The 22175-nt window shown below is 70.3% G+C and carries 13 protein-coding genes; 7 read left to right on the top strand and 6 right to left on the bottom strand.

What is annotated here, in order from left to right; genetic code table 11:
• Positions 1 to 329: 329 nt before the first annotated feature.
• Both H537_RS0139590 and H537_RS48530 read right to left on the bottom strand, forming a co-directional pair.
• Positions 330 to 2090, bottom strand: a complete 1761-nt coding sequence (locus H537_RS0139590; protein ID WP_051244737.1) for a SagB/ThcOx family dehydrogenase — start codon at positions 2088 to 2090, stop codon at positions 330 to 332.
• The gene (locus H537_RS48530; protein ID WP_051244735.1) at positions 2087 to 10822 is read right to left on the bottom strand and encodes a glycoside hydrolase family 94 protein; all 8736 of its coding nucleotides are present in this window, start codon (positions 10820 to 10822) and stop codon (positions 2087 to 2089) included. Before H537_RS48530 ends, H537_RS0139590 begins: the two co-directional genes overlap by 4 nt.
• Positions 10823 to 11030: 208 nt before the next feature.
• On the opposite strand from H537_RS48530, the gene H537_RS56400 reads away from it, so the two are divergent.
• The gene (locus H537_RS56400) at positions 11031 to 11156 is read left to right on the top strand and encodes a hypothetical protein (RefSeq protein ID WP_259375266.1); all 126 of its coding nucleotides are present in this window, start codon (positions 11031 to 11033) and stop codon (positions 11154 to 11156) included.
• Between the two features lie 39 nt (positions 11157 to 11195).
• Here H537_RS56400 and H537_RS0139580 read toward each other — a convergent pair whose 3' ends face one another.
• Entirely contained in the window at positions 11196 to 12326 is a 1131-nt protein-coding gene (locus H537_RS0139580; protein ID WP_029002243.1) for a sensor histidine kinase, read from the bottom strand.
• A gap of 204 nt (positions 12327 to 12530) precedes the next feature.
• Here H537_RS0139580 and H537_RS0139575 point away from each other — a divergent pair, with 204 nt between their 5' ends.
• A complete protein-coding gene (locus tag H537_RS0139575) occupies positions 12531 to 12710 on the top strand; it encodes a hypothetical protein (RefSeq protein ID WP_029002242.1) in 180 nt (59 codons plus the stop codon).
• A 68-nt stretch (positions 12711 to 12778) separates the two neighbouring features.
• Complete coding sequence (locus tag H537_RS0139570) at positions 12779 to 13177, top strand: hypothetical protein (RefSeq protein WP_029002241.1); 399 nt, start codon at positions 12779 to 12781, stop codon at positions 13175 to 13177.
• Here H537_RS0139570 and H537_RS48525 read toward each other — a convergent pair.
• Together H537_RS48525 and H537_RS0139560 are read right to left on the bottom strand one after the other, a co-directional pair.
• Positions 13163 to 13888, bottom strand: coding sequence for a Crp/Fnr family transcriptional regulator (locus H537_RS48525; RefSeq protein ID WP_051244733.1), 726 nt, complete (start codon positions 13886 to 13888; stop codon positions 13163 to 13165). The genes H537_RS0139570 and H537_RS48525 overlap by 15 nt on opposite strands.
• Before the next feature lie 21 nt (positions 13889 to 13909).
• Positions 13910 to 14854 (bottom strand): complex I NDUFA9 subunit family protein, encoded by a 945-nt coding sequence (locus tag H537_RS0139560; RefSeq protein ID WP_029002240.1) that lies wholly within the window; start codon positions 14852 to 14854, stop codon positions 13910 to 13912.
• A 308-nt stretch (positions 14855 to 15162) separates the two neighbouring features.
• On the opposite strand from H537_RS0139560, the gene H537_RS0139555 reads away from it, so the two are divergent.
• The 4 genes from H537_RS0139555 to H537_RS50230 all read left to right on the top strand — a co-directional run bounded on the left by H537_RS0139555 (position 15163) and on the right by H537_RS50230 (position 20925).
• Positions 15163 to 15882: a Crp/Fnr family transcriptional regulator gene (locus H537_RS0139555; RefSeq protein ID WP_029002239.1), complete on the top strand. Its 720-nt coding sequence runs from the start codon at positions 15163 to 15165 to the stop codon at positions 15880 to 15882.
• Positions 15883 to 16147: 265 nt separating this feature from the next.
• Positions 16148 to 16606 carry a host attachment protein gene (locus tag H537_RS54825; protein ID WP_029002238.1) on the top strand — a complete coding sequence of 153 codons (459 nt, stop codon included), beginning with the start codon at positions 16148 to 16150 and terminating at the stop codon, positions 16604 to 16606.
• Between the two features lie 72 nt (positions 16607 to 16678).
• Positions 16679 to 17989: a response regulator gene (locus H537_RS0139545; protein ID WP_029002237.1), complete on the top strand. Its 1311-nt coding sequence runs from the start codon at positions 16679 to 16681 to the stop codon at positions 17987 to 17989.
• A 338-nt stretch (positions 17990 to 18327) separates the two neighbouring features.
• Positions 18328 to 20925, top strand: a complete 2598-nt coding sequence (locus tag H537_RS50230; protein WP_169517198.1) for a hybrid sensor histidine kinase/response regulator — start codon at positions 18328 to 18330, stop codon at positions 20923 to 20925.
• A gap of 714 nt (positions 20926 to 21639) precedes the next feature.
• Here H537_RS50230 and H537_RS0139530 read toward each other — a convergent pair.
• The gene (locus H537_RS0139530) at positions 21640 to 21822 is read right to left on the bottom strand and encodes a hypothetical protein (protein ID WP_029002236.1); all 183 of its coding nucleotides are present in this window, start codon (positions 21820 to 21822) and stop codon (positions 21640 to 21642) included.
• Between the last annotated feature and the right edge of the window lie 353 nt (positions 21823 to 22175).

The following is a 22175-nucleotide window of genomic DNA, read 5'->3' as shown; positions in this document are numbered from 1 at the left end:
CTTTTCAGGGGCCAGCAAGACGGCACGTTGAAGGCGGTAGGGTGATTGCTTGGGAATTTTTCCAAACGGACCGGCATTTTCCTAAATTGTGGCGTCTGCCCGATGATTCAAGCCGTTTCCATGACGACGGCGCAGCGTTACCGCGTGGCATAGCGCCGTATCAGCGGCTTCGCCGTCAGTCCATGGACGACGACGATTGATGCCGCCACGGTCCACAGCGTCAGCGACACCTGCGCCTGCGCGGTGTATGCCGAGGAGGAGCAGCCACTCGTAGAACGACATGTCCGGCCTTCCCCGTCCACCTGCACCCGGCGTGCTTCGCGATCCGGTCAGGCACGAGACTCCCCTTCGTTCTCGAGACCGTAGGGCGGCAGGGTCGTCAGCCGCGGGTCGTCCACGGGCGCGCCGATCGCGAAGTGATAGAGCGACTGGAAGGCCGCACCCTGGAAACCCAGCACCTGATGCACCGGATCGTCGAAGAAGCAGCCGATGCCCGTGGCGCGCAGGCCCACGGCCTCCGCCTCCAGGTACAGCACCTGGCCGATCAGCCCCGTCTCCCAGAAGAGTCTTCGGTAGAACCAGGGTCCCTGGCGCCGCAGGCCAGCCTCGAAGTGCGCAATCATCCCCAGCGAAAACGCACCATCGGCGGCGATGCGCTGGCCGCAGCAGAGCTGGGCCGCCAACTCGCGCACGTCCGCCTGCTGCAGCAGGAACAGCGGCAGATCGTCCGCGCAGCCGGTTGGCACGCTCCACGCGTATTCCTTGTAGGTCGCCCGCCGCAGCGGCTCCATGTGGGCGGGATCGCGCGCGAGCATGTAAAGGCCGGGCGTCAGGCCGTCCACCCGATGAACGAACAAGGCCAGATCGATCGCCGGCGCCCAGGGCACGGCGTCCCACGGTGCTGGACGGCGCCCCAGGTTGCGCTCGACCCGCGGCAGCGTGCGGGCCAGCATGGCGAAGAAGCCGTCCACCGGCATGGCGGTCGTGCCGTCGAAGGCCGTTGCGCTGCGCCGCTGGCGGATCACCTGCGCGGCGCTGGGGAGACCCGGGCCAGTGCCCGTGTCCGCCGCCGCCTGTCCCGTGCCCGCGTCTTGGCGCAACTCGACGACGCTGCATGCCTGCTGCGACTTCGAGCACGCCGCCTCCACCTCTTCGATGCCCGCCCATCTCACCGGTTCATCCGGGCTCAAGCGGTTGGCTTTGCCGTGCCAGACGCGGGGCGGCGCGTCGCGCGTGACCCCGCTGTCCAGGCACAGCGGCAAGGAAACCGCCTCGGGCGCTACCAGGCCCACGCCGGCATCGGGCCATAACACGGCGAGGCCGTCGGGATGCTCGCGCTCCGCGCCTTCGAAGTCCTCCGGGCGATCGATGCCCAGCATGGAGGCCACCGTGTCGTCGTCCTGGCCGTCGAGCAGCAGCATGCGCCAGCCCAGCATCCGGGCGGCGAACCGGGCGCTGCCCAGTGCATGCCCGACGTCATGCTGGCAGTAGCGGAACGCCCGCTCGCCGTATTTCCAGGCCTCGCGCCAGTGCACCGAGGCCAGTCCGAGCAGGAACGCGCCGGGCGGAAACACCTGCAGCAGCGCCTTGAGGCTGTCGCGCGGCCACTGCGCGCGCAGCTCCAGCGCATGCTCCCGGGGCGCGTAGTGGTAGAGGCCCGGCGCCGGCAGCAGGCCGTCGACCTGGTCGATGAGCAGGTAAGCCTCGGTCGGGTGCAGGTTGCCGCTCGACGGGTTGATCCGCAGCGCCCAGCGCAGGTTGCCCGCCTGCTTCCAGGCCGAGATCGCCAGCGAACACTCCAGGAAGCGCGAAAGGCTGGCGGCAGACAGCGCCGTGCCCGCGACGCCACCACCAGCGCGGTACAGGTCCTCGTAGGGCGGCGAGGCCGGGGCGTCACCGGCCCGCAGGCGCGGCAAGGCGACGACCGGGGCGCCCTCGTAGCGCCGGAACGGATCGGGCTGGTTCGCCCAGTCGAGGCTGTCGGGGCCCTGCGCGTAGCGGAAGAAGTGATGCTTGGTCTGCTCGTGGTAGCGCAGCACCGTGTCCAGGCCTTCCGGGGCCTGCGCCGCACCCGCCAAATCCTTCTTCATTCCAGCGCACCTTCCACGGCGGCGGCCCGGCGCGAACGGACCGCGCGCACCCGTACCTGGTGCAAGCGGCCGTCGTCGCGCAAAGCCAGCGCCGGACTGTCCTGTACCTCGCCGTCCAGCTCGATGGACATCGGCTCGGTGTCGTCGTCCAGCAGGCCGATCTCGATCCGGTAGGTCGTGCCGCGATAGCGATAGTCCAGCGCATAGCCGGTCCAGTGCCGAGGCACGCAGGGCTCGATGTCCAGCCACGCGCCGTCCTCGTCCACGCGCAGCCGCAGGCCCAGCAGCGACTCGACGAGCAGCCGGTACATCCAGCCTGCCGACCCGGTGTACCAGCTCCAGCCGCCCCGCCCGGTGTGCGGTGCCACGCTGTAGACGTCGGCGGCGACCACGTAGGGCTCGACCTTGTAGACGGCCACTTCCTCGGCCGTGCGGCCGTGGTGCGGCGGCAGGATGAGGTCCGTCACCTGCCACGCGCGCTCCGGGTCGCCCAGCGCCGCGAAGGCCATCGCGGCCCACACGGCGGCGTGCGTGTACTGCCCGCCGTTCTCGCGCACGCCCGGCACGTAGCCGGCGATGTAGCCGGGGTTCGGGCCCTGGCGGTCGAAGGGCGGATCGAGCAGCTGCACCAGCCGTGCCGCGGGCCGCACCAGCCGCGCCGCGACGGCGTCCATCGCCTGCCGCGTGCGCTCCGGGCTGCCGGCGCCCGAAAGCACCGACCAGCTTTGCGCGATCGAGTCGATCCGGCACTCCACGTTGTCGTGCGCGCCCAGCGGCGTGCCGTCGTCGAACCAGGCGCGGCGGTACCACTGGCCGTCCCACGCCGACGCCTCCAGCCGCTCGCCGAGGCGGCGGCGCTCCTCCTCGCAGCGCTGCGCCAACGCGGCGTCGCCCTGGCGACGTGCCAGCGGCGCGAACTCGCGCAGCACCTCGCACAGGAAGAAGCCCAGCCACACGCTCTCGCCCTGGCCCTGGTGGCCGACCCGGTTCATGCCGTCGTTCCAGTCGCCCGTGCCCATCAGCGGCAGCCCGTGCGCGCCGAAGCGCAGGCCCCGCACCAGCGCGCGCGCCGCATGCTCGTACAGGCTGGCGGCCTGGTTCGAGCGCGCGGGCAGGTCGTAGTAGGACTCGTCCTCGGCTGCCAGGGGCCGGCCCTCCAGGAAGGGCACGCTCTCGCCCAGCACGTCCAGGTCGCCGGTGGCCTGCACGTAGCGGCACAGCGCCAGCGGCAGCCAGAGGTAGTCGTCGGAGATGTGCGTGCGCACGCCGTGGCCCGAGGGCGGGTGCCACCAGTGCTGCACGTCGCCTTCGACGAACTGCCGGCTCGCGCAGGTGAGCAGGTGCGCGCGCAGGATCTGCGGGCGCGCGTGCACCAGCGCCATCGCGTCCTGCAACTGGTCGCGGAAGCCGAACGCGCCGCCCGACTGGTAGTAGCCGCTGCGCGCCAGGATGCGGCAGCCCAGCGTCTGGTAGACGAGCCAGCCGTTGGCCAGCAGGTCCAGCGCCGGGTCGGGCGTGCGCACCTGCACCGCGCCGAGCATCTGCCGCCAGTAGGCCCGCACCTCGTTCAGCGCCTGGTGGGCCGCCGCGCTGCCGCGGAAGCGGCGCACCAGCTGCGCGGCCTCGTCGGTGCTGCGGCCCAGCCCCAAGCGGAAGGTGATCTCGCGCGACTCCCCCGGCACCAGTGACACAGGCACCTGGATCGCGGCGCAGGGGTCGAGCGCGACGCCCGTGCGCCCGGACAGGTGGGCGTTGCGCAGGGCGGCGGGCCGCCGCAACGAGCCGTTGCGGCCGATGAACTCGGTCCGGTCGCAGGTGACGGTGCCGGCCCGCCGGTCGGCTTCGTCCACGTCGAAGAAGCCGACCCAGTCGCCGAAGTGATTGCTGTAGCGGTTGCGCGCATGGAGCGCGCCGCTGTCGGCGGCCACTTCCGTGTGGATGTGCGGGCCCGTCCTGGCGCGGCGGTCGCCCAGCACCCACTCGACGTAGGCGGTGGCCGACAGCGAGCGCACCCGGTCGCCGTCGTTGCGCAGCACCAGGCGCGAGAGCTTCACGGCCGCATCGGCGGCGACGAACACCGTGAGCTCGCTGTGGATGCCCGCTTCGTCGTGCTCGAACACGCTGTAGCCGAACCCGTGCCGCGCCACGTGGAGCGGTGCGGTGCCGTCCGGGGCGTCATCGCCCGGGAAGGGCAACGCGGCCGGCTGCCAGAACTGGCCGCTTTCCTCGTCACGCAGGTAAAGGCCCTCGCCGCTCTCATCGCTGACCGGGTCGTTGTGCCAGGGCGTGAGCCGCAGCTCGTGCGCGTTCTCGCACCAGGTGTAGCTGCTGCCGCTCTCGGAGACGACGGTGCCGAAGCGAGGGTTGGCGATCACGTTCACCCACGGCGCGGGCGGACGCTGGCCCGACGGCGGGGCGATGACGTACTCGCAGCCGTCCAGGGAGAAGCCGCCGATGCCGTTGTCGAACAGCAGGGCCGGCCGGGCCGTTGCGGCCACCGGCGCGGTGGGCGCCACCGGCCGCGTCGGCTGCAGCACTTCGACGCGCCGCCCGGCCACCCGCTTGCGCCCGACCTGGTCGGCCAGCGGGCCCAGGCGGTCGGAGAGGACGGCACGCGCCACGGACTGCAGCAGCACCCGGTCCTCCAGCGCGATCTGGTCTGGATGGCGCACAAAGATGCCCCCGGGCCGATCCACCACGTGCGACTCGGGGCTGCCGGCGATGAGGGCCAGAATCTGCTCCTGCAGGCGCTGCCGGTAGACGTCGCGCTCCTCGTTCCAGATCACCAGATCGACCGCCAGGCCCTTGAGCCGCCACCACGCGTGCGCCTGCACCAGCTGGCGCACGAGCTCGATGTTCGAGGCCTCGCCCACCTGCAGCAGCACGATCGGCAGGTCACCCGAGATCGCGTAGCCCCACAGGCCCGACTGCGCGCGCCGGTTGCGCAGCAGCACCGCCGCGGGCGCGCGCAGCGTCGGCTGCGAGTAGACGATGGTGTTGGCCAGCCGCGCATAGAGCTGCGCGTCGGCCTCGCTGGCGTTGAGCTGCCGCAGGCTGACCTGGCTGTGGGTCCACGCCATGTCGAACACGCGGTCCGCCAGGCGCCGGTCCGCGTACTTGCGCGTCAGCGCCAGGCAGGCGGCGCGGTCTTGCGCCGCGCCGTGCACCAAGTCGATGGTCGCGGTCTGCTCGGGCTCCAGCGTGACGACGCGTCGCGTCGCCATTACCGGGTCAAGCACCGCGCCGGCCGTGCCCGACAAGGGCGCCGCATCGAGCAGCGCCGCCGGGGCGGCGAGGTGCCGGCCGCGGCCGATGAAGCGCGCGCGATCGGTCTCGTGCGACGCCGGCCCGGCCGCAGCGCCATGCACCGCCACCAGGTGGCATGCCCAGGGCACGGGCTCCTCGGCGGCACGGGGCCGGCGCGTGCAGAGGATTGCCGCCGGGTCGTCCACGATCTCGCTCTGCACGAACAGCTTGCTGAACGCCGGATGCTGCGCATCGGCCGCGGCGGTGGACAGCACCACTTCGGCGTAGCTGGTCACCTCGATGCGGCGCTGCACGCGGCTCAGGTTGGTCAGGCGCAGGCGGCGCAGCTCGATGTCGTCCTCTGGCGAGACGGCGATCTCGGTGTACGCCTCGATGCCCTGGTCGCGGCGCCGGAACTCGGCACGGCCCTCGGTGAAGATGGCCTCGTAGTGCTCCGGCTGCCCGCACGTGGGCTGGTGCGTGCTCGACCAGAACACGCCGGTGTCCAGGTCCCGCAGGTAGCAGAAGCTGCCCCAGGAATCCGAGGTGGCATCCTCGTGCCAGCGCGTGACGGCCAGCTCCTTCCAGCGGCTGTAGCCGCCGCCCGCGTTCGTGAGCATCACGTGGTAGCGGCCGTTGGACAGCAGCTGTACTTCGGGCCAGGGCGTGTCGGGCGACGCGATGAGGCGCAGCGGCGTCTCGTCCCCCGGCACCGCGGCACGTTCGCCGGCCTGCTCGGCGGCGGCCACGTGGTGGATCGCGACGGCCTTGGGCACGCGCTCCTGCAGCAGCAGCAGCGTGGCGCGCAGGTGCGGGTCCGATTCGAAGCGCCGCTGCATCGGCCGGTCGAGCAGCGCGTAGGCCAGCGCCAGCAGGCTCATGCCCTGGTGGTGCGCCATGTACGAGCGCACGATCGCATGCGCCTCGCCGCGCGGCAGGCGCGATGGCGTGTAGTCCACTGCCTCGTAGTAGCCGAAAGTGCCCGCGAGCCCTTCAGCGGCCAGGCGGCGCAGGTTGAGTGCCGCGGCGGCCGGATCGACCATCAGCGCCATCACGCTCGCGTAGGGCGCCACCACCAGGTCCTCGGCCAGGCCGCGCTTGAGCCCCAGCCCCGGAACGCCGAACGCGCGGTACTGGTAGTTGAGCTGGGCGTCGGTGAGGTTGTAGCCCGACTCCGACACGCCCCAGGGCACGCTGCGCTGCCTGCCGTACTGGATCTGCCGCTCGACGGCGCCGCGCAGGGTCTGGTCGAGCAGCGTGTTCTCGTAGCTGGGCATGACCAGCATCGGCATCAGGTACTCGAACATCGACCCGCTCCACGACAGCAGCACCGGCCGGCCGCCCATGGGGGCGGCCTGGCGGCCCAGCGTGAACCAGCTCTGCTGCGGGAGCTGGGCCTGCGCGATCGCGACGAAGACCGCCAGCCGGACTTCGGACGCGAGCAGGTCATAGTGGCCCGCGTCGCGGCGGCGCTCGTCCACGTTGTAGCCGATGGCCAGGAGATGGCGCGCCGGGTCGTAGAGGAAGTCCTGCTCCATCTCGGCCAGCGCGCCGGCTCGCTGTGCGAGCGCGCGCAGGGCGCTGCCTTGCGCCCGCAATGCGGCAGCGTCCCACGCGGGCGCAGGCCTGCCCGGTGCGTCGGGCGCCAGCCGCGCCAGCTCGGCCAGCGCTGCCGCGCACTGCTGGACGAGCGCGTCCGCCCAGCGTTGGGCGTCGCCGGTGGCACTCGCGTCCGGGCTGTCGAGCCCCGTGCGAATGTCCACCGCGCAACGGTCCAGGGCGCTGAGCGCCTTGAAGTCGTCGGCCGTGGCTGGCCCCGTCCCGGGCCCGCAGCGTTCGAGCAACGCGGCGAAGCGGGACAGCAGGCCCGTGCCGGCCGCGTCGCCGCAGGCCTCGCGCAGCAGCGCCAGCGTGTCGGCGAGCCCGCCGTGGATGCGATCGGGGCGCGGCGCCTCGTCGGCCAGCAGCAGCAGGCCCGCGCGCAGCGTGAGCAGATGCCCGGCCAGGTTGCCGCTGTCCACGCTGGACACGTAGCGCGGGAGCAGCGGCTGCAGTGACCGGGTGTCGTACCAGTTGAGGAAATGGCCGTGGTGGCGCTCCATGCGCTCCATGGTCCCGAGCGTGGCGGCGGTGCGCTGGATAAGCTGCCCGGTGGTGAGGTAGCCGAAGTCATGCGCCGCCAGGTTGGCGAGCAGCGACAGGCCGATGTTGGTGGGCGAGGTCCGGTGCGCCAGGCGCGCCACGGGCTGCTCCTGCACGTTGTCGGGCGGCAGGAAGTTGTCGTCCGCGGTGACGAAGGTGTCGAAGAAGGCCCAGGTGCGCCGGGCCAGGGCCCGCATCGCCAGCACCTGCGCGCCATCGAGCGCGGACTGCCGCCGTTCAAGCGGCTGGTTGAGCCACCAGACAATGCCCGGCGACGCGAGCCACAGCACCAGCACCGCGAAGGCTGACGGCAGCGCGTCGGGGCGCCAGGCCACCAGTCCGGACGCCACGATGAGGGCGAACGCGGGCGCCACCCCCATGCGGCGCGCGGTTTCGAGGAGGTCCGTCGCCGCGGACCCCGCGCGGCGGCGCGAGGCGTCCGAGGACGGCTGCCATTCCAGCAGCCGCCGCTTTGACAGCACCAGCCTCCACACGGTCCGGAAGATCGCATCGAGGCTGATGGCCGTCTCGTAGGGCAGGCAGGCCAGCGTCAGGAGCGCCTGGGCCAGGCTGCGCAGGGCCTGCGGGACGATCGAAGCCAGGTGCTGCGCCACGCGCAGTTCGGCGGGCTTGCGCACGAGGTCCACGAGCAGGCCCAGCAGCGGCGGCAGGACGAGGACGGCCAGGGCCGCCAGCGTCCACAGCCACGGCGGCTGCAGCACGGTCCAGCCCAGCACGAAGGTCGAGGTCAGCGCGAGCGGCACCAGGCTGCGCCGCAGGTTGTCCACGATCTTCCAGCGCGACAGGCCCGACAGCGGGTTGCGCACGGACATGTCGCGGGCCTGGGCCGGATCGAGCGTTTCGCTCACGCGCAGGTGCAGGCGCGGCAGCAGCCAGCCGGCGATCTGCCAGTCGCCGCGCATCCAGCGGTGGCGGCGCTTCACGTCGGCATCGTAGCGGGAGGGCGACTCCTCGACCAGCTCCACGTCGCTGAGCAGCCCGCTGCGCGCATAGCAGCCTTCGAGCAAATCGTGGCTGAGCACGAGGTTCTCGGGCAGCCGCCCGCCCAGCACGTTCTCGAAGGCATCGATGTCGTAGATGCCCTTGCCGATGAACGAGCCTTCGCCGAAGAGGTCCTGGTAGACGTCGCTCACCGCGCGCGTGTACGGGTCGATGCCCGAGTCGCCGCCGTGCAGCCGCCCGTAGCGCGTGCGGTTGGCGGCGGCCACGCTCACGCCGACCCGGGGCTGCAGGATGCCGTAGCCCCGAAGCACGCGGCGCGCATCCGGTGCGCCGCCAAAGCGGGGCCGGTTCAGCGGGTGCGCCATGCTGGCGACGAATTTCCAGGCCGAGTCGCGCGGCAGCTGAGTGTCGGTGTCCAGCGTGATGACGTAGCGCACGCCCGCAAGCCGTGCCGTGTCGCCCACGACCAGCGAGAAGTGCTCGGCCGCGCCGTCGCGCAGCAGCGCGTTGACCGCGGCGAGCTTGCCGCGCTTGCGCTCGTAGCCCATCCACGCGCCTTGTGCCGCGTTCCACAGCCGCGGCCGGTGGAAGAGGAAGAAGCGGTCGCCGGCGTCGGCGTCGGCGTCGGGCTCACCGTACTTGCGGTTCAGGGCCTCGATGCGCGAGCGCGCGCAGCGCAGCAACGGCTCGTCGTCCTCTCGGTGCTCGGCCGGTGCATCGTGGAAGTCCGTCAGCAGGCCGAAGCGCAGTTGCGCGTCGCGGTTGGCGAGAAAGCGCACCTCCAGCGCGTCGGCCAGCTCGTCGATGCCCTCTTCGGTGTCGAGCAGCGTCGGCACCACGACCAGCGTGCGCGATGCACGCGGGATGCCCGCGGAGAAGTCCATGCGCGGCAACGGTCTGGGCGGGATCACCAGCGTCGCGAGCCAGTTGACGAGCGACACGGCCAGCTGGCTCGATGCGATCAGCACCGCGAGCCCCGCGGCCAGCAGCCAGACCCCGGGATGCACGCTCGTGAACGGCTGCGCTGCACCGGCAGAGGCCCACCACCAGGCCGCCACCGGGAGCACGAGGCTGGCGCCGGCGACGGCACCGGCATACCACGCCAGCGGGTGGTTGGCGATGCGTCGGCGTGCGCGCTCCAGCGCGCCGGGCCGCGTGCCGAGCGTGCGCTCCAGCCGCGGGCGGCCCGCGTCGACGAGGTAGTAGCCCACGTGCATCTGGCAGGCCCGCTCCGGCTCGACGAGGTAGTCGGCCTTTTCTGCCAGCGCGACGGCTGCGCGCGCAACCTCGATCTCACGGGTGCCGCCGTCGCGCGCGATCCGTTCGACGGCATGGCGGTACGCGTCGCGCGTGGCGAAATCCATGCGGCCATACACGCCGGCGGGGTCATGACGCAGCGCGCGCTCGACGACGGACAAGCCTTCGACGAACTCGCGCCAGTCGGTCGAGCCCAGCAGGCGCAGGCTGCCGATGCTGTTGCTCACCGACACCTGGTCCATGGCCTGGTGCTGCGCTTCGAGCTGCACGAGCTGCTCGATGGTCTGGTGGCTCTCGGCCAGGCGCTGCTCCACCCAGCTCAAGGGCAACGCCAGCGCGGCGCTGCGGCCCTGCAGCCGGCGGGCCAGCTCGGCCACGAAGGGGGCCGTCATCGGCGGGTCGGAGCGCGCCATGTCGGCCACGACGAGGATCAGCCCCTTGGGGTCCTTGTCGGCCACGTCGAACATCCGCTCGGCCCACTGCGCCGCGAGTTGGCTTTCGTCGCGGCTGCTGGCCACGCGCACGGCGATGCGGCGCAGGTTCTCGATCAGCGCCAGCCTGAGCATGATCGGTATCGCCCAGAGCTCGCCCAGCAGCAGGGGCTGCACGCCCTGGTATGACGCGATGAAGCGCGTCAGCGTGCCGCCCGCGAGCCGGCCCTCGCCGTGCGCCACGGACTCGATGGCCAGGTCGTACGCGCGCGGCAGCCCCGCGCTGGGGCCCGTGCGCAGGCGGGGCAACTCGCGGCTGTAGCCCGGCGGCAGGTGCCGCTTGGCGATGCGGATCTCTTCCTCGATGAGGTAGAGGTTGTCGAGCAGCCACTCGCCTGCCGGGGCCGTCCTGCGCTGCGGCCCTTCAGCCTGGACCAGCACCGTGCACACGCCGATCAGGGCGCGCTCGTTGTCGGCCAGGCGCGGCAGCAGCTGGTCGGGTGTGCGCATCAGCACCGATTCGTGGAGCGTCGCAAGGCGCCTGCCGTGCTGCTCCATCTGCTCGCCGGTGAACAGCTCGGCGCGCAGCGGTGCCTCTTCGTTCGGGTCAGCGCCGCCCCATTCCCGTGCCCGGCGTCGTCTGCTCAACGAGCGGGCCGGGGAGAGGACCGCATGCAGCCAGGTCGTCGCCATCACAAGTTCTCCAAGGAACCGCCTCAACAGCGTCGAGCGTCGGCCGACGGAAGAGCAGTGTAGGCACCGCCACGGTGTCGCGTGCGCTCTGGCGCCGGATGACCCTTGCGTGCGCCATCGCACAGACGCGCCTGCCGCGAGCACCCCAGCATGTTGGTTGAAGGCGCACCGGGTACGTGGGCCCCCTCATTCGACAAAGGAGCAGATGATGTCCAAGCGACGACGCGGCAACAAGGAAGCAAAGAAGCCCAAGCAAGAGCGTCCCCCGCCGGTGCCCGTGTCGGCTGCGGCCGGCGTACCGGCGGCGCTGCCCCCGAGGTTCAAGCGCAAGTAGGCTGCTGGCGCTTCCGTGGGCAGCCTGCCGCCTGCGCACTCAGGCGGCCCGACAAGGCCCCCTGGGCAACACGACGGTGAAGATCGTCCTGCCGTGGTCCGAGTCCACCACGACCGTGCCGCCATGGGCCTGCGCCACCTGGTGCACGATGAACAGGCCCAGCCCCATGCTGCTGCGTTCGGGGTTGAGTTCACTGTTCACGCCGCGGCGCAGCGGCTCGAAGAGCTGCTCGATGCTTTCCGGCGGGATCGTCGGCCCCGGGTTCTCTACGGACAGCCTGAGCTCGGCCTCCGTGCCGTTCAAGGTCACCCTCACCGGGCCGCCCGGCTCGCCGTAGAGCGCGGCGTTCGTGACCAGGTTGCTCACGACCTGCTTCATGCGCGAGGCATCCCAGTTGCCGCGCGTCGCGCCGTCCACGGCGAGCTCGATGCGGCAGTGGGGCAGCGCCGCCTGCTGCACCTGGATTTCCTCCCGGCACACGAGCGCCAGATCGAGCGGCGCCGGCCGGACCACGAAACCCATGTCGAGCACGGTGCGGCTGTAGTCGAGCAGGGCGTCGATCAATTCCTTCATGCGCGCGCTGCTGCGCATCAGTTGTTCGGTGGGTCCGCTGACCGGCGAGCCCTCCCCCAGCTCGGCAATGCGCTGCGCGCTCAACAGGATGGCGTTGAGCGGACCGCGCAGGTCATGACCCAGCACGGCCAGGAACACGTTGCGCCAGCGCTCGACTTCCCTGGAAAAGAAGTCCACCGATTCCGTGACGGCCTGGTCGATGGCCTTGTTGAACCGAATGACGTCTTCCAGGGACTCCGGACCCGGCGCATGCGCCTCGAACCACCGCTGCAGGACGCCCGAACGCAGGGCACGGTACTCGGAGACCATCTGCTGCATCGTGAACCCGCTCGTGGCACGGAGCACCGCATGGGTCTGCGCCGCCGTATGCCCGGCGCCCGCGGGCTGGATCGCCCGCCCCCAGGCCGTGGCCGCCTGCTGCTGCGGACTTTGCGCCGTCCTCAGGTCCTGGACGATGGCCTGCAGGATCTGCTCGGAATGGTCCCGCAACGTGGTCCTGCTGGCGCCGGCGGCCGCTGGCAGCAGCGAGGCGGCGAAGGCGTCCCACGACGCCAGGATCACGGGCATGTGTTGCTCGATGAAATCGGCAAGACGCATCACGGGCTTCCTGGTCGGCTCGGCTTGGGCGTTTCCATGGCCGGCAACGCTCGGTTGCTGCGGCATCACGGCTCCACTCGGTAGTCCGGAAAAAGGCTGCCGGCAGCTTGCGTGCGTCAGGCGCGCGAGTCTGTGCACCAGCGCACAGACCGCTGCACAGCAACCGAGCATGGTGTCCATCCGGACAGTCCATCAAAGCAGACCATGAATGCCATCACGCGCTTCAGCGTGTCGATCCTCGCGGGCCTGGAGGCCTTGTTTATGGCCTTCGGCCAGCCGGATTGGGCCGTGGCGTTGTGGGCCGTCGCCACGGCACCGGCGCAAGCCGCCCACGTGATGGGGCCTCCACCCGTGGCCGGCGTTCCTCATCACCAGGCACCCTGAGCATGAGCCGCACCGTACGCATCCAAGGCATGGAGACAAGCTTCATACCGCCCTGGGAGAGCAGTCACATGAGCACTTCAGTCAACCATTCGGCGCAGGGCCCTGCCGGCCCCGAAGCTGCCGACCTGGAAGAACAGGCACGCCTGATGGCCACGCTGGGCATCCGCCACGAAGGGCGCTACTACCACTTTCGCGGCTACCGCTATACACGCCTGGAAGATGCCGTGGCCTACGCGCACCTGGTGGGCACGCGCGCTGCGCGCATGCTGCCCGAGGACAACCTGCCCGACCGCTCCTTCGACGACGGCGGGGAGCCCGGGGAGCCGCCGACCGCCGCGGACACCACGCTCATGCAGTCGCTGGGCGTCTCCTTCGAGGACGGCCGCTATGTGTACGAGGGCTTCCACTACGACCGGCTGGCCGATGCGGTGGCCTATGCCCGGTTGCGCCACTTACACGAGAGCTGATCCGAGCCCTGGCCGGCGCCGGCCCAGCAGCGTGTCGTAAAGAAGCCGGTCGGCCGCATAGCAGCCGCAGGCGGCCGCCTCCAGGCCCGGCCGGTCGAGCACCAGGACTTCCCCCCGGTGATAGCGGATCAGCGCGCGCTGCTGCAACTCGCCCGCGGCGTGGGTGACGCCCTCGCGTCGCACGCCCAGCATGCGCGCCAGGAACTCGTGCGTGAGGTGGAAGCTGTCGGCCCGCGCGCGGTCCGCGCTCATCAGCAGCCAGCGGGCCAACCGCGGGCTCACGAGGTGGAAGTGCGTGCACGCGGCCGTCGTCGCCAGCTGCATCAGCATGATGTGCAGGTAGCGATCCAGGGCCTGGTGAAGCGCCTTGCCAGGCACCAGCTCGTGACGGAGCTGGCCGGCCTTGATGCGCCGCGCGGCGCCACTGCCCTGTACCAGCGCATGCAGCGGCGTAGCGGCCGCGTCCAGGCCCCAGGGGGCGCCGACCATGCCCTCGCAGCCCACCATGCCCACACCCAGCTCGCGTTGGCCATCGAGGGTCGCCACCAGCGCGACGAAGCCATCGAGCGGAAAGTAGACGTGGCGCGCCGGTGTACCGGGCGCGTACAGCAGGGTCCCGGGCTGCAGCTGGACCGGCTCGCACAGGGCCAGCAAGCGCAGCCGGTCGCGCTGCGGAAGGCGCGCGATGAGCAGGTTTTCCGTCTCGGCCATACCGCTGCCTCATGCCCTCCCTCAGCCCCTGCGCGCGCGCAGGGCGTCCAGCCGCTTGCAGTCGTAGGCGGGATGCAGGTACTCCGGCGCCACGGCGGCAGGCGAGGCCGCGCGGATGCGCAGGGCATCCAGGCCCGGCAGCCCGCCGGTGGCAATGTTGTCCACCTTCATCGAGTCCAGGTTGTCGGCCGACAGCAGCGGCTCGCCGGGCAGCAACCCCATTACGGCCGCCTGCAACCGACCAAGCCCCTCGGGCAGCCCGATCACCAGCCGCTCGTGGCCCGTGCAGCGCCCGGCCAGTTGCACCAGCTCGGCCAGCGTGTAGACCGTCGGCCCGGCCACCTCGAAGGTGTGTCCCGCGGTGGCACCGTCTTCCAGGCAGCGCACCAGTGCCTGCGCCACGTCCTGCACCCACACCGGCTGGAAGCGGGCCTGCGCGCCTGCCAGCGGCACCGCTGGTGCCCAGCGCTGCAGTCGGGCGAACAGGTTCAGGAAGTGGTCCTCCTCGCCGAACATTACCGAGGGGCGCAGGACGCTCACGTCCAGACCGGAAGCCTTCAGCGCCGCCTCGCCCGCGGCCTTGGAGCGCAGGTAGCTCGAAGGCGCATTCGCCGCGGCTCCCAGGGCGCTGACGTGGACGATGCGGCGCACGCCCGCCTGCGTACAGGCCGCCGCCAGCTTGCGTGGCAGCTCCGCGTGCACGTGGCGAAAGCGGGCCTCGCTGCCGTGCAGGATGCCGACGAGGCTCACCACCGCGTCGCAGCCGCGCAGCCAGCGCGTGAGCTGCGCCTCGTCGTGCACGTTGCCCTGCTCCAGCTCGACCTGGGGCAGCGCCATCAGGGCCCGAGCGTGCGAGACGTGGCGCGTGGGCACGCGCACGCAAGTCTCGGCGTGGCTCGTGGCCATGCGTGCGCACAGGACCCGGCCGACGAAGCCAGTGCCACCGAGAATCAGGATGCGTTGCATGAGGGGTTCCTCGGGTCAGTGGATGGGGCCGCGCTGCCCGTCACGCCTGCCGGTCGGCCTAGGCCCTGCGGGCGCGGTTGGCAGCGACGAGCGTGCTGGAGCCCCATGGCGGTTCCTTGGGTCACATCCCGGTCCCGACGCTAAGGGTTGCCGCGCGGCGCGTCGGTGCGATGGCGCACATGGCTGAAGTCGGACAGCCGGGCAGGTCGTCGGTGCGCTGGCGCACCCTGGCTCCCCTCTCCCTATACTGGGCTCAATTCCGCTGAAAGCAGCGCACAGCGGCGAGCCGTCGCTGGCTGGAGCCGTCCATGAGCCCTGACCTCGATCCACGACAGAACCGCCTGCTGGCCGCCTTGCCGGTGGAGCATCTGGCGCGCTGGCTGCCCGCGCTGGAGCCGGTGGACATGCCGTTGGGCGCGGCGCTGTACGAATCCGGCGTCGCGATGAGCGACGTGTACTTCCCCTGCACCTCCATCGTGTCGCTGCTGTACGTGATGGAGGACGGCGCGTCGGCCGAGATCGCAGTCGTCGGCAACGAGGGCATCGTGGGCGTGGCTGTCTTCATGGGGGGCGAAACGACCCCGAGCCGGGCCGTGGTCCAGAGCGCCGGCCGCGGCTTTCGCGTGCGCGGGCAGTGGCTCAGGAACGAGTTCGAGCGCTCGGCGCCGGTGCTGCACCTGCTGCTGCGCTACACGCAGGCGCTGATCACGCAGATGGCCCAGACCGCCGTGTGCAACCGCCACCACTCGCTGGACCAGCAGCTGTGCCGCTGGCTGCTGCTGAGCCTGGACCGGCTGCAGGGGTCCGAGCTGGCGATGACGCAGGAGCTCATCGCCAACATGCTGGGCGTGCGCCGCGAAGGCGTGACCGAGTCCGCCGGAGCACTGCAGCGCGACGGCCTGATCTCCTACCGGCGCGGCCACATCACGGTGCTGGACCGCGCCGGCCTGGAGCGCCGCACCTGCGAATGCTATGCCGTGGTGCGCAAGGAGTACGACCGGCTGCTGCCCGTCGTCACGGCGCAATAGCACCCCAGCCAGGCCGGTCCTCGCCACAGGTCGGGCCGGGGCGTTCGGTGCGGCAGCGCACAGACGGGCTCGATGCCGGCGGACATGGTGGCTGCATGCGCACCAGGCGCGCCTGCACCGAGCACCGCACCGCGGGCGTGCAATGACGCGCCGACCCTGTCGGGCTCGCGGCCCATCGCCCTGCGGCCCTGCCGCAGGCGCACGGGCATGGGTACGCTCGCTCGCGGCAAGTCCATTCCGCACACCACCGAGACCTCATGACGCCATGAAAACGGAGCTGATCCTGATTGCCAATGCCAGTGAAGCGCGGCTGCTGAGCCGCGATGCCATGACCGCGACCCTGAATACGCTGGACAGCGTGCACCGCGCTGCAAACGGCGCCACGCCTGGTGAGCCGCAGCGTGTGCCGGTGAACGTCGGCAGGCCGCTGGACCCCAAGCACCGGCGCATGCGCGACTTCGCAGCGATCGTGGCGCGGCGCGTCGAGGCGGAGTTGGCCGGTGGGCATTTCAGCGCCGTGGCGCTGTTCGCAGCCTGCCCGTTCCTGGGCGAGCTCATGCGCCAGTTCGACCGGACCACGAAGGAAACCTTGCGCAGGGTGGTCGATGCCGACATCTCGGACCTCGACTGGAGCAAGGCGGCACAGCGTATCGAGCTGGAGCTGCACGCCGCGGCGCAGGCCGAGGGCCGGCCCGGCCGTCGCGGCAAGCCGCGCGCCACCTGACGGCCCTGCGAGTGAAGCAAGCCTGCCAGGCATGGCATGGCACACGTCGTCGTAGGGCAAGGAGGCGCGCCAATGGATTTTTCCGAGTTGTTCACCGAAAGCGCGCGGCAGGTCCGGCTCCTGGCCCACGCCAAGGGCCTAGTGTCCTTCTTCGACTACCGCGGTCCCAACATCGACCTCGGCATCGACCGCGATCTCATGCGCTCGGCGATGCACCGGCTGCTGCTGGTGCTGATGGAGTCGATCGCGCATGGCTTCGTCACGCTCAGCGCCGAAGCGGCCGTTGCGGACACGGACCGCTGGCTCGTTACGGTGACCGCCGCCGGCACCGGGGCCTTTGCGCCGGACGACACCCTGGCCTGCGTGCTACAGCGGCATGGCATCAGGGGCGTCGATGTCGCGGGGCCGGACATGCACGCGCAGTGGCAGGAGCCGCTGGCGACGCAGCCGGCCATCGACGTGGCGCTGAGCCTGCACAAGGCGCGGGGCGAGACGGTAGCCATCACATGGCAAGCCACGCTGCCCGCGCGGTTGATCGACGAGCCCGCGCCCGCACAGGCTGACGGGGCCCCGGCCTGGCTGGTCACGGACGTCCCCGGCGGGCTCGGCTCGGTCGATTACAGGCTCAGGCGCCAGGGCTGGCACGTGAGGCTGCTGCCCTCGCTGCACGCAGCGCAGTCCCTGCTCGATGAAGGCTCACCGGCCGGCCCGCCGATGCTGCTGATGGTGGCCGAGTCGGCGCCGACGACACTGGCAGACCTGGAGCGGCTTAGGCAGCTGTCGCCGGCGACCTGGCTGGTCCTGGCCGTGCTCAACGGCTCGCCTGCGCTGCGGGCCCGGGGCGCAACGCCGGTGGATATCCGCGTGCTACCCCTGAGCCGCGCTGAGATCGATGCCTTGGCACGCCACGTCGATCCGCGCTTATCGACAGCCCGCTCTCGCCAGACTTCTCCCGTGCCGCAGTACGGGCAGGCCATGCGCCGTGTCCTGGCCGTGGACGACAACCCCTTCAACCAACTGGTCGTGCGCGGTCTGCTGGAACTGCTCGGGTGCGAAGTCGAGATCGCCGCGGACGGCCAGCAGGCCATTGCCTGCTGCCGCGCGCAGCCACCCGACCTGGTGCTGATGGACGTGCACATGCCCGGGATGGACGGCCTGGAGGCCACGCGGCAGTTGCGCGCGCTGCAGCGTCAGGGCGTGGTGCCGCCTTTCCCCATCGTCGCCGCCACCGCCATGCATCCCGTGCAAGGGCGCCAGGACTGCCTGGCCGCGGGCATGGACGGCTACCTGGACAAGCCGCTGGACGTGCAGGTGCTCAACGACGAGATGCACCGCGTGCTGCCCATGCAGCCGCAGCTGCAGGACGGCAACCCGAAGCGTTGAGATCGAGCTCCTGGCTTGATCAGTCCTGCGGCACCCTGAATGTCAGCGTGACGCTGAAGGTACTGCCCTGCCCCGGGCGGCTGTCCAGCGTTAGCACGCCGCCCATCCAGCTCAACCAGGGCCATTGGAATGCACACCGGGGCGATGTCAGGCTGACGCGTCGTGACGGGCTCGTGAGTCGCCTCTTGCGTCGGTGACCGTAGGCGTTGCCGAAGGTGCGTTGGTGCGCTGGCGTACATCACTGCGTGCCGGCCCGGGCCAGCGTGTCCCTGGGGATGGCATGCCGCTCGCTGTTGTCGGCATGGCGGGTCCTTTCGTTTGCCCGCGACTGCTCTTTCATGACACCCCAACCTCCGCGCAGCGGCACTGCCGCCTGGAGCCCCACCGGTCAAGCCAACCCTGCGACCGAACTCCGCCGCAGCCGGGCGCAGCTCGATCTGGCGATCTCCGCGGCGCAGATGGGGGCGTTCGAGTGGAACGTGCGCACGCAAGCCGTGCGACTCGACGCTCGCTCACGCGAGATCTTTGGCTTCAACGCCACACAGAACACCACGGCCGATGAGGTCTTTTCGCGCATCCACCCTGCCGACGTGGAGCGCATCCGCGCACTGAGCCTGGAGTCCATTGCACGCGGCGTACGGGTGGACGTGGAGTACCGGCTGCAGTTGCCAGACGGCTCGCTGCGTCACGTGGCCAGCAGCGGCGTCATGGTGCCTGGCGATGACGGCCACACCGAGCAGGTACTGGGCGTATTCACCGACATCACCGAGCGCAGGTGGGACGCGGTGCGCAATCAAGCCCTTGTCGAGCTCAGTGACCGCGTACGCGATCTCGACCTGTCACAGGACATTGCACTGGCCGCAGCCCAGGTCGTGGGGATTACGCTGGGCGTGGGCCGCGTGGCCTATGGCGTCGTGGTGGACGCCGGCAACGGGATGGTGCTCGTTGAGCGCGACTGGACGGCTGCAGGTGTCCCGAGCATGGCAGGGACGCACTGCCTGCGTGACGACGGCTCGTTCGTCGACGACCTGGTGTGCGGCGAAGCGGTCGCCATTGCCGACGCCCGGCTCGACACCCGAACTGTGGAGCATGCCGCAGCGCTGGAAGCCCGTGGCGCGAGGGCGCTGCTCAACGTGCCCCTGGTCGAGCACGGCCGCCTGGCCGCCCTGCTGCTGCTCAACCATGCCACGCCGCGCGCGTGGTCTGCCAAAGAAGTGTTGCTGGTGCGCGAGGTGGCCGAGCGGGTACGCGACATCACGCGCCGCAAACAGGCGGAGCAAGCGCTGCGTCGCAGCGAAGTGCGGCATGCGTTCCTGGTGCGGCTGGGCGACGCGCTGCGCGCGCTGGCGAACCCCGCCGAAATCCAATGCATGACCGCCGCGCTGCTGGGGCGGCATCTGCAGGCCTCGCGCGCCTACTACTGCGAGTACGACGACAGCATCGGGCAAGCCGTGATACACCACGACTACACCGCCGATGGCCAGCCCAGCATGGCCGGGACCTACTGGCTGGACGACTTCCCCGCGCTACACCGGCTGCTGCGCCAAGGCCAAGCCGCCGTCGTGCAGGACTCGGCCGCCACGGTACTGTTCCTGCCCAGCGAGCGGGCGCAGCTCATGGCCCTGGGGCAGCAGGCCCTGGTATCGCTGCCACTGCTCAAGGAGGGCCGGCTCGTGGCCTCGTTGACGCTTTGCCAGGACTGCCCCCGGGCCTGGACACCGCTGGAGGTGGCCCTGGTGCAGGACACGGCTGAGCGCACCTGGGCCGCCGTGGAGCGCGCGCGAGCCGAGGACGCGCTACGCCAGTCCGACCGGCGCAAGGACGAGTTCCTGGCCACCCTGGCGCACGAGCTGCGCAACCCGCTGGCGCCGCTGCGCAACGGCGTCCAACTCATGCGGCTGACCAGACCTGGCGACGAGCGCCAGCAGCGCATGGTGCAGATGATGGAGCGCCAGCTCACACACCTGGTACGCCTGGTGGACGATCTGCTCGACGTCGGACGCATCAGTACCGGCAAAGTGCAACTGTTGCTGCAGCCCGTGGAGCTGCAGAAGATCCTTGCCAGCAGTATCGAAGCCGCACGCCCGGGTATCGAGTCCCGCGGCCACACGCTCACGGTGGAGTGCATGGGTGACGATCTGCGGTTGATGGCCGACTTCGAGCGGCTGTCGCAGGTCATCGTCAACCTGCTGTCCAACGCAGCCAAGTACACCGAGCCTGGCGGGCGCATCGAGGTCACGGCGCAGCGCGAGGGCGCCGAGGCGGTAGTGCGCGTGGCCGACACGGGCGTCGGCATCCTGCGTGAGGACCTGGTTCGGGTCTTCGAGCTGTTTTCGCAGGTACGTCTGCACCAAGGCCGCAGCGAAGGGGGCCTGGGCATCGGGTTGGCGCTGGCTCGCAACCTGGTGACGATGCACGGGGGCAGCATGAGCGCCCACAGCGAAGGAGCCGACCGAGGCAGCACCTTCAGTGTGCGACTGCCACTGCTGCTGGAGGGCCCACCGCGGACATCCGCACCGGGGTGGCCGTTGTCGCCAGCCGTGCCGGTCAAGGCAGCCACACGGCACGTGCTGGTGGTGGACGACAACGTTGATGCCGGGTTGTCGCTCGGGGCCCTGCTGTCGGCCCTGGGGCACCAGGTGCGCGTGGCTCATGGCGGCATCGAGGCGCTGCGCCTCGCGCACGAGGCGATGCCCGAGACGGTGTTCATGGACCTGGGCATGCCGTGCATGGACGGCTTCGACGCCGTGCGGAGGTTGCGTGCCATGCCAGGCGGCCAAGCGCTGCAGGTTGTGGCCCTTACCGGCTGGGGGCAGCCGGCGGATCGTCAACGTACGCGCGCAGCAGGATTCGATGCGCACTTGGTCAAGCCGGTGGCACTGTCGGCATTGCAGCAAGTGCTTGGGCAGCCTGACGCGGCTGCGTGTGGCGGGTAATTCCCATTGTCCGCAGCGCACCGAGCCACCGCCCCGGGCAAAGCCCGTGTCATCGAGGAATCACGGCAGAGCTTGCCCACCCCATGCCAGGAAGTGGCGCCATGCAAGCAGTCTTTGACGGGGCCTGAAGCTCGGGTTTCGAAACCGCGCAACGCTTGGCTGACCTGCCGCTGCTCCTTCCCTTGTCACTCGCCTCAGGCCAAAGCTGGGAGAACGGACAGATGCAGGGTCTGCTCAAGCAGAAAGGCTCGGCTGACCGGGATCACCCACCGTCACATGGTTTGGCGTTCCAAGACCTGGGATCCATCCAACAGCGCCGCTGGGGCATCAGGCTGCCGAAATGAAGCAACCCGCCAGCGGTAGTGGCCGCACAAGCGGGTTGCCAGTCATCCTCAAGGTCGAGGCGGGAGCGGTACTTGGTCGGCCTTTCGGCGTCCGATTCTGGCTCGGCACCGCCTCTCGGATGACATCTTCAATCTACGCCTACCCCAGCAGGCCGCAAGGGCCTCTGTGAAGGCAAAGGGGGCTTGGTCGGATGCAAGCGTGCAGTGCCTGCTGAGCACCACTGCAGTCACCGATCGAAGACTTCAGTGCCTACAGGATTTGGCAAGTCTGCGGGTTTTCACTCTCGTGATAGCACGGGTGATGCCGCGAACTTCTTCAGCTTCCATTCGGTCCTCTTCGGTTCCGATGAAAACCTTCTGCTGGCGCAGCTCAATGCACGCACGGCGTGCCCCGGGTACCGTTGTCCAGCCACTGCGCGTACACCGGCGCGTTGCACCAACCGGCAACCACGTTGCTGTCGGGAGATTCGACTTCCAGCCAGCACCGCTCTTCGTACTCAAAGCGCCGCAGGGTGACGTCTTCCGTGCGCCCCGCCGGCACCGTGGTGGTCATAGGGACGGCGCAGGGGCAATGGATGGACGCCCCCACTCGAACTGGCATCAGCGTGCCCAGCTAACCACGGCCCATGTTCCAGCTAGGCTGGCATGATTGCTCGCTCAACCAGCTGGTGTGTTTCCTGAGGGACAGGGTAGCGGGTACTGCGTCACCCACTGCCCGGCCACGGTCTGACTGCGCCAGCGAGCTCTCAACCAGTGACCGAGCCTGGAATGGGCTGGAGCGACAGCACATGAGCTGGCTGACCCGGGGTTGTCGTACTTTTTCGAAATGTATGGAGCCGACGCCTTTTGCAAGCTCTACGTTGTGATGGAACTGGTCTGCACACATGTATCCGGCTCGCTTGATGG

The sequence above is a fragment of the Azohydromonas australica DSM 1124 genome, from assembly GCF_000430725.1.
Taxonomy (GTDB): Bacteria; Pseudomonadota; Gammaproteobacteria; order Burkholderiales; family Burkholderiaceae_C; genus Azohydromonas; species Azohydromonas australica.
This window is presented reverse-complemented; position numbering and strand designations above follow the sequence as displayed.

Excerpts from the sequence above, each read along its gene's own strand:
- H537_RS48525 (WP_051244733.1), bottom strand. The coding sequence starts at position 13,888 with ATGGCCGAGACGGAAAACCTGCTCATCGCGCGCCTTCCGCAGCGCGAC.
- H537_RS56400 (WP_259375266.1), top strand. The coding sequence starts at position 11,031 with ATGTCCAAGCGACGACGCGGCAACAAGGAAGCAAAGAAGCCCAAGCAA.
- H537_RS54825 (WP_029002238.1), top strand. The coding sequence starts at position 16,148 with ATGAAAACGGAGCTGATCCTGATTGCCAATGCCAGTGAAGCGCGGCTG.
- H537_RS0139580 (WP_029002243.1), bottom strand. The coding sequence starts at position 12,326 with ATGCGTCTTGCCGATTTCATCGAGCAACACATGCCCGTGATCCTGGCG.
- H537_RS0139530 (WP_029002236.1), bottom strand. The coding sequence starts at position 21,822 with ATGACCACCACGGTGCCGGCGGGGCGCACGGAAGACGTCACCCTGCGG.
- H537_RS0139560 (WP_029002240.1), bottom strand. The coding sequence starts at position 14,854 with ATGCAACGCATCCTGATTCTCGGTGGCACTGGCTTCGTCGGCCGGGTC.
- H537_RS48530 (WP_051244735.1), bottom strand. The coding sequence starts at position 10,822 with ATGGCGACGACCTGGCTGCATGCGGTCCTCTCCCCGGCCCGCTCGTTG.
- H537_RS0139590 (WP_051244737.1), bottom strand. The coding sequence starts at position 2,090 with ATGAAGAAGGATTTGGCGGGTGCGGCGCAGGCCCCGGAAGGCCTGGAC.
- H537_RS0139545 (WP_029002237.1), top strand. The coding sequence starts at position 16,679 with ATGGATTTTTCCGAGTTGTTCACCGAAAGCGCGCGGCAGGTCCGGCTC.
- H537_RS50230 (WP_169517198.1), top strand. The coding sequence starts at position 18,328 with ATGACACCCCAACCTCCGCGCAGCGGCACTGCCGCCTGGAGCCCCACC.
- H537_RS0139555 (WP_029002239.1), top strand. The coding sequence starts at position 15,163 with ATGAGCCCTGACCTCGATCCACGACAGAACCGCCTGCTGGCCGCCTTG.
- H537_RS0139570 (WP_029002241.1), top strand. The coding sequence starts at position 12,779 with ATGAGCACTTCAGTCAACCATTCGGCGCAGGGCCCTGCCGGCCCCGAA.
- H537_RS0139575 (WP_029002242.1), top strand. The coding sequence starts at position 12,531 with ATGAATGCCATCACGCGCTTCAGCGTGTCGATCCTCGCGGGCCTGGAG.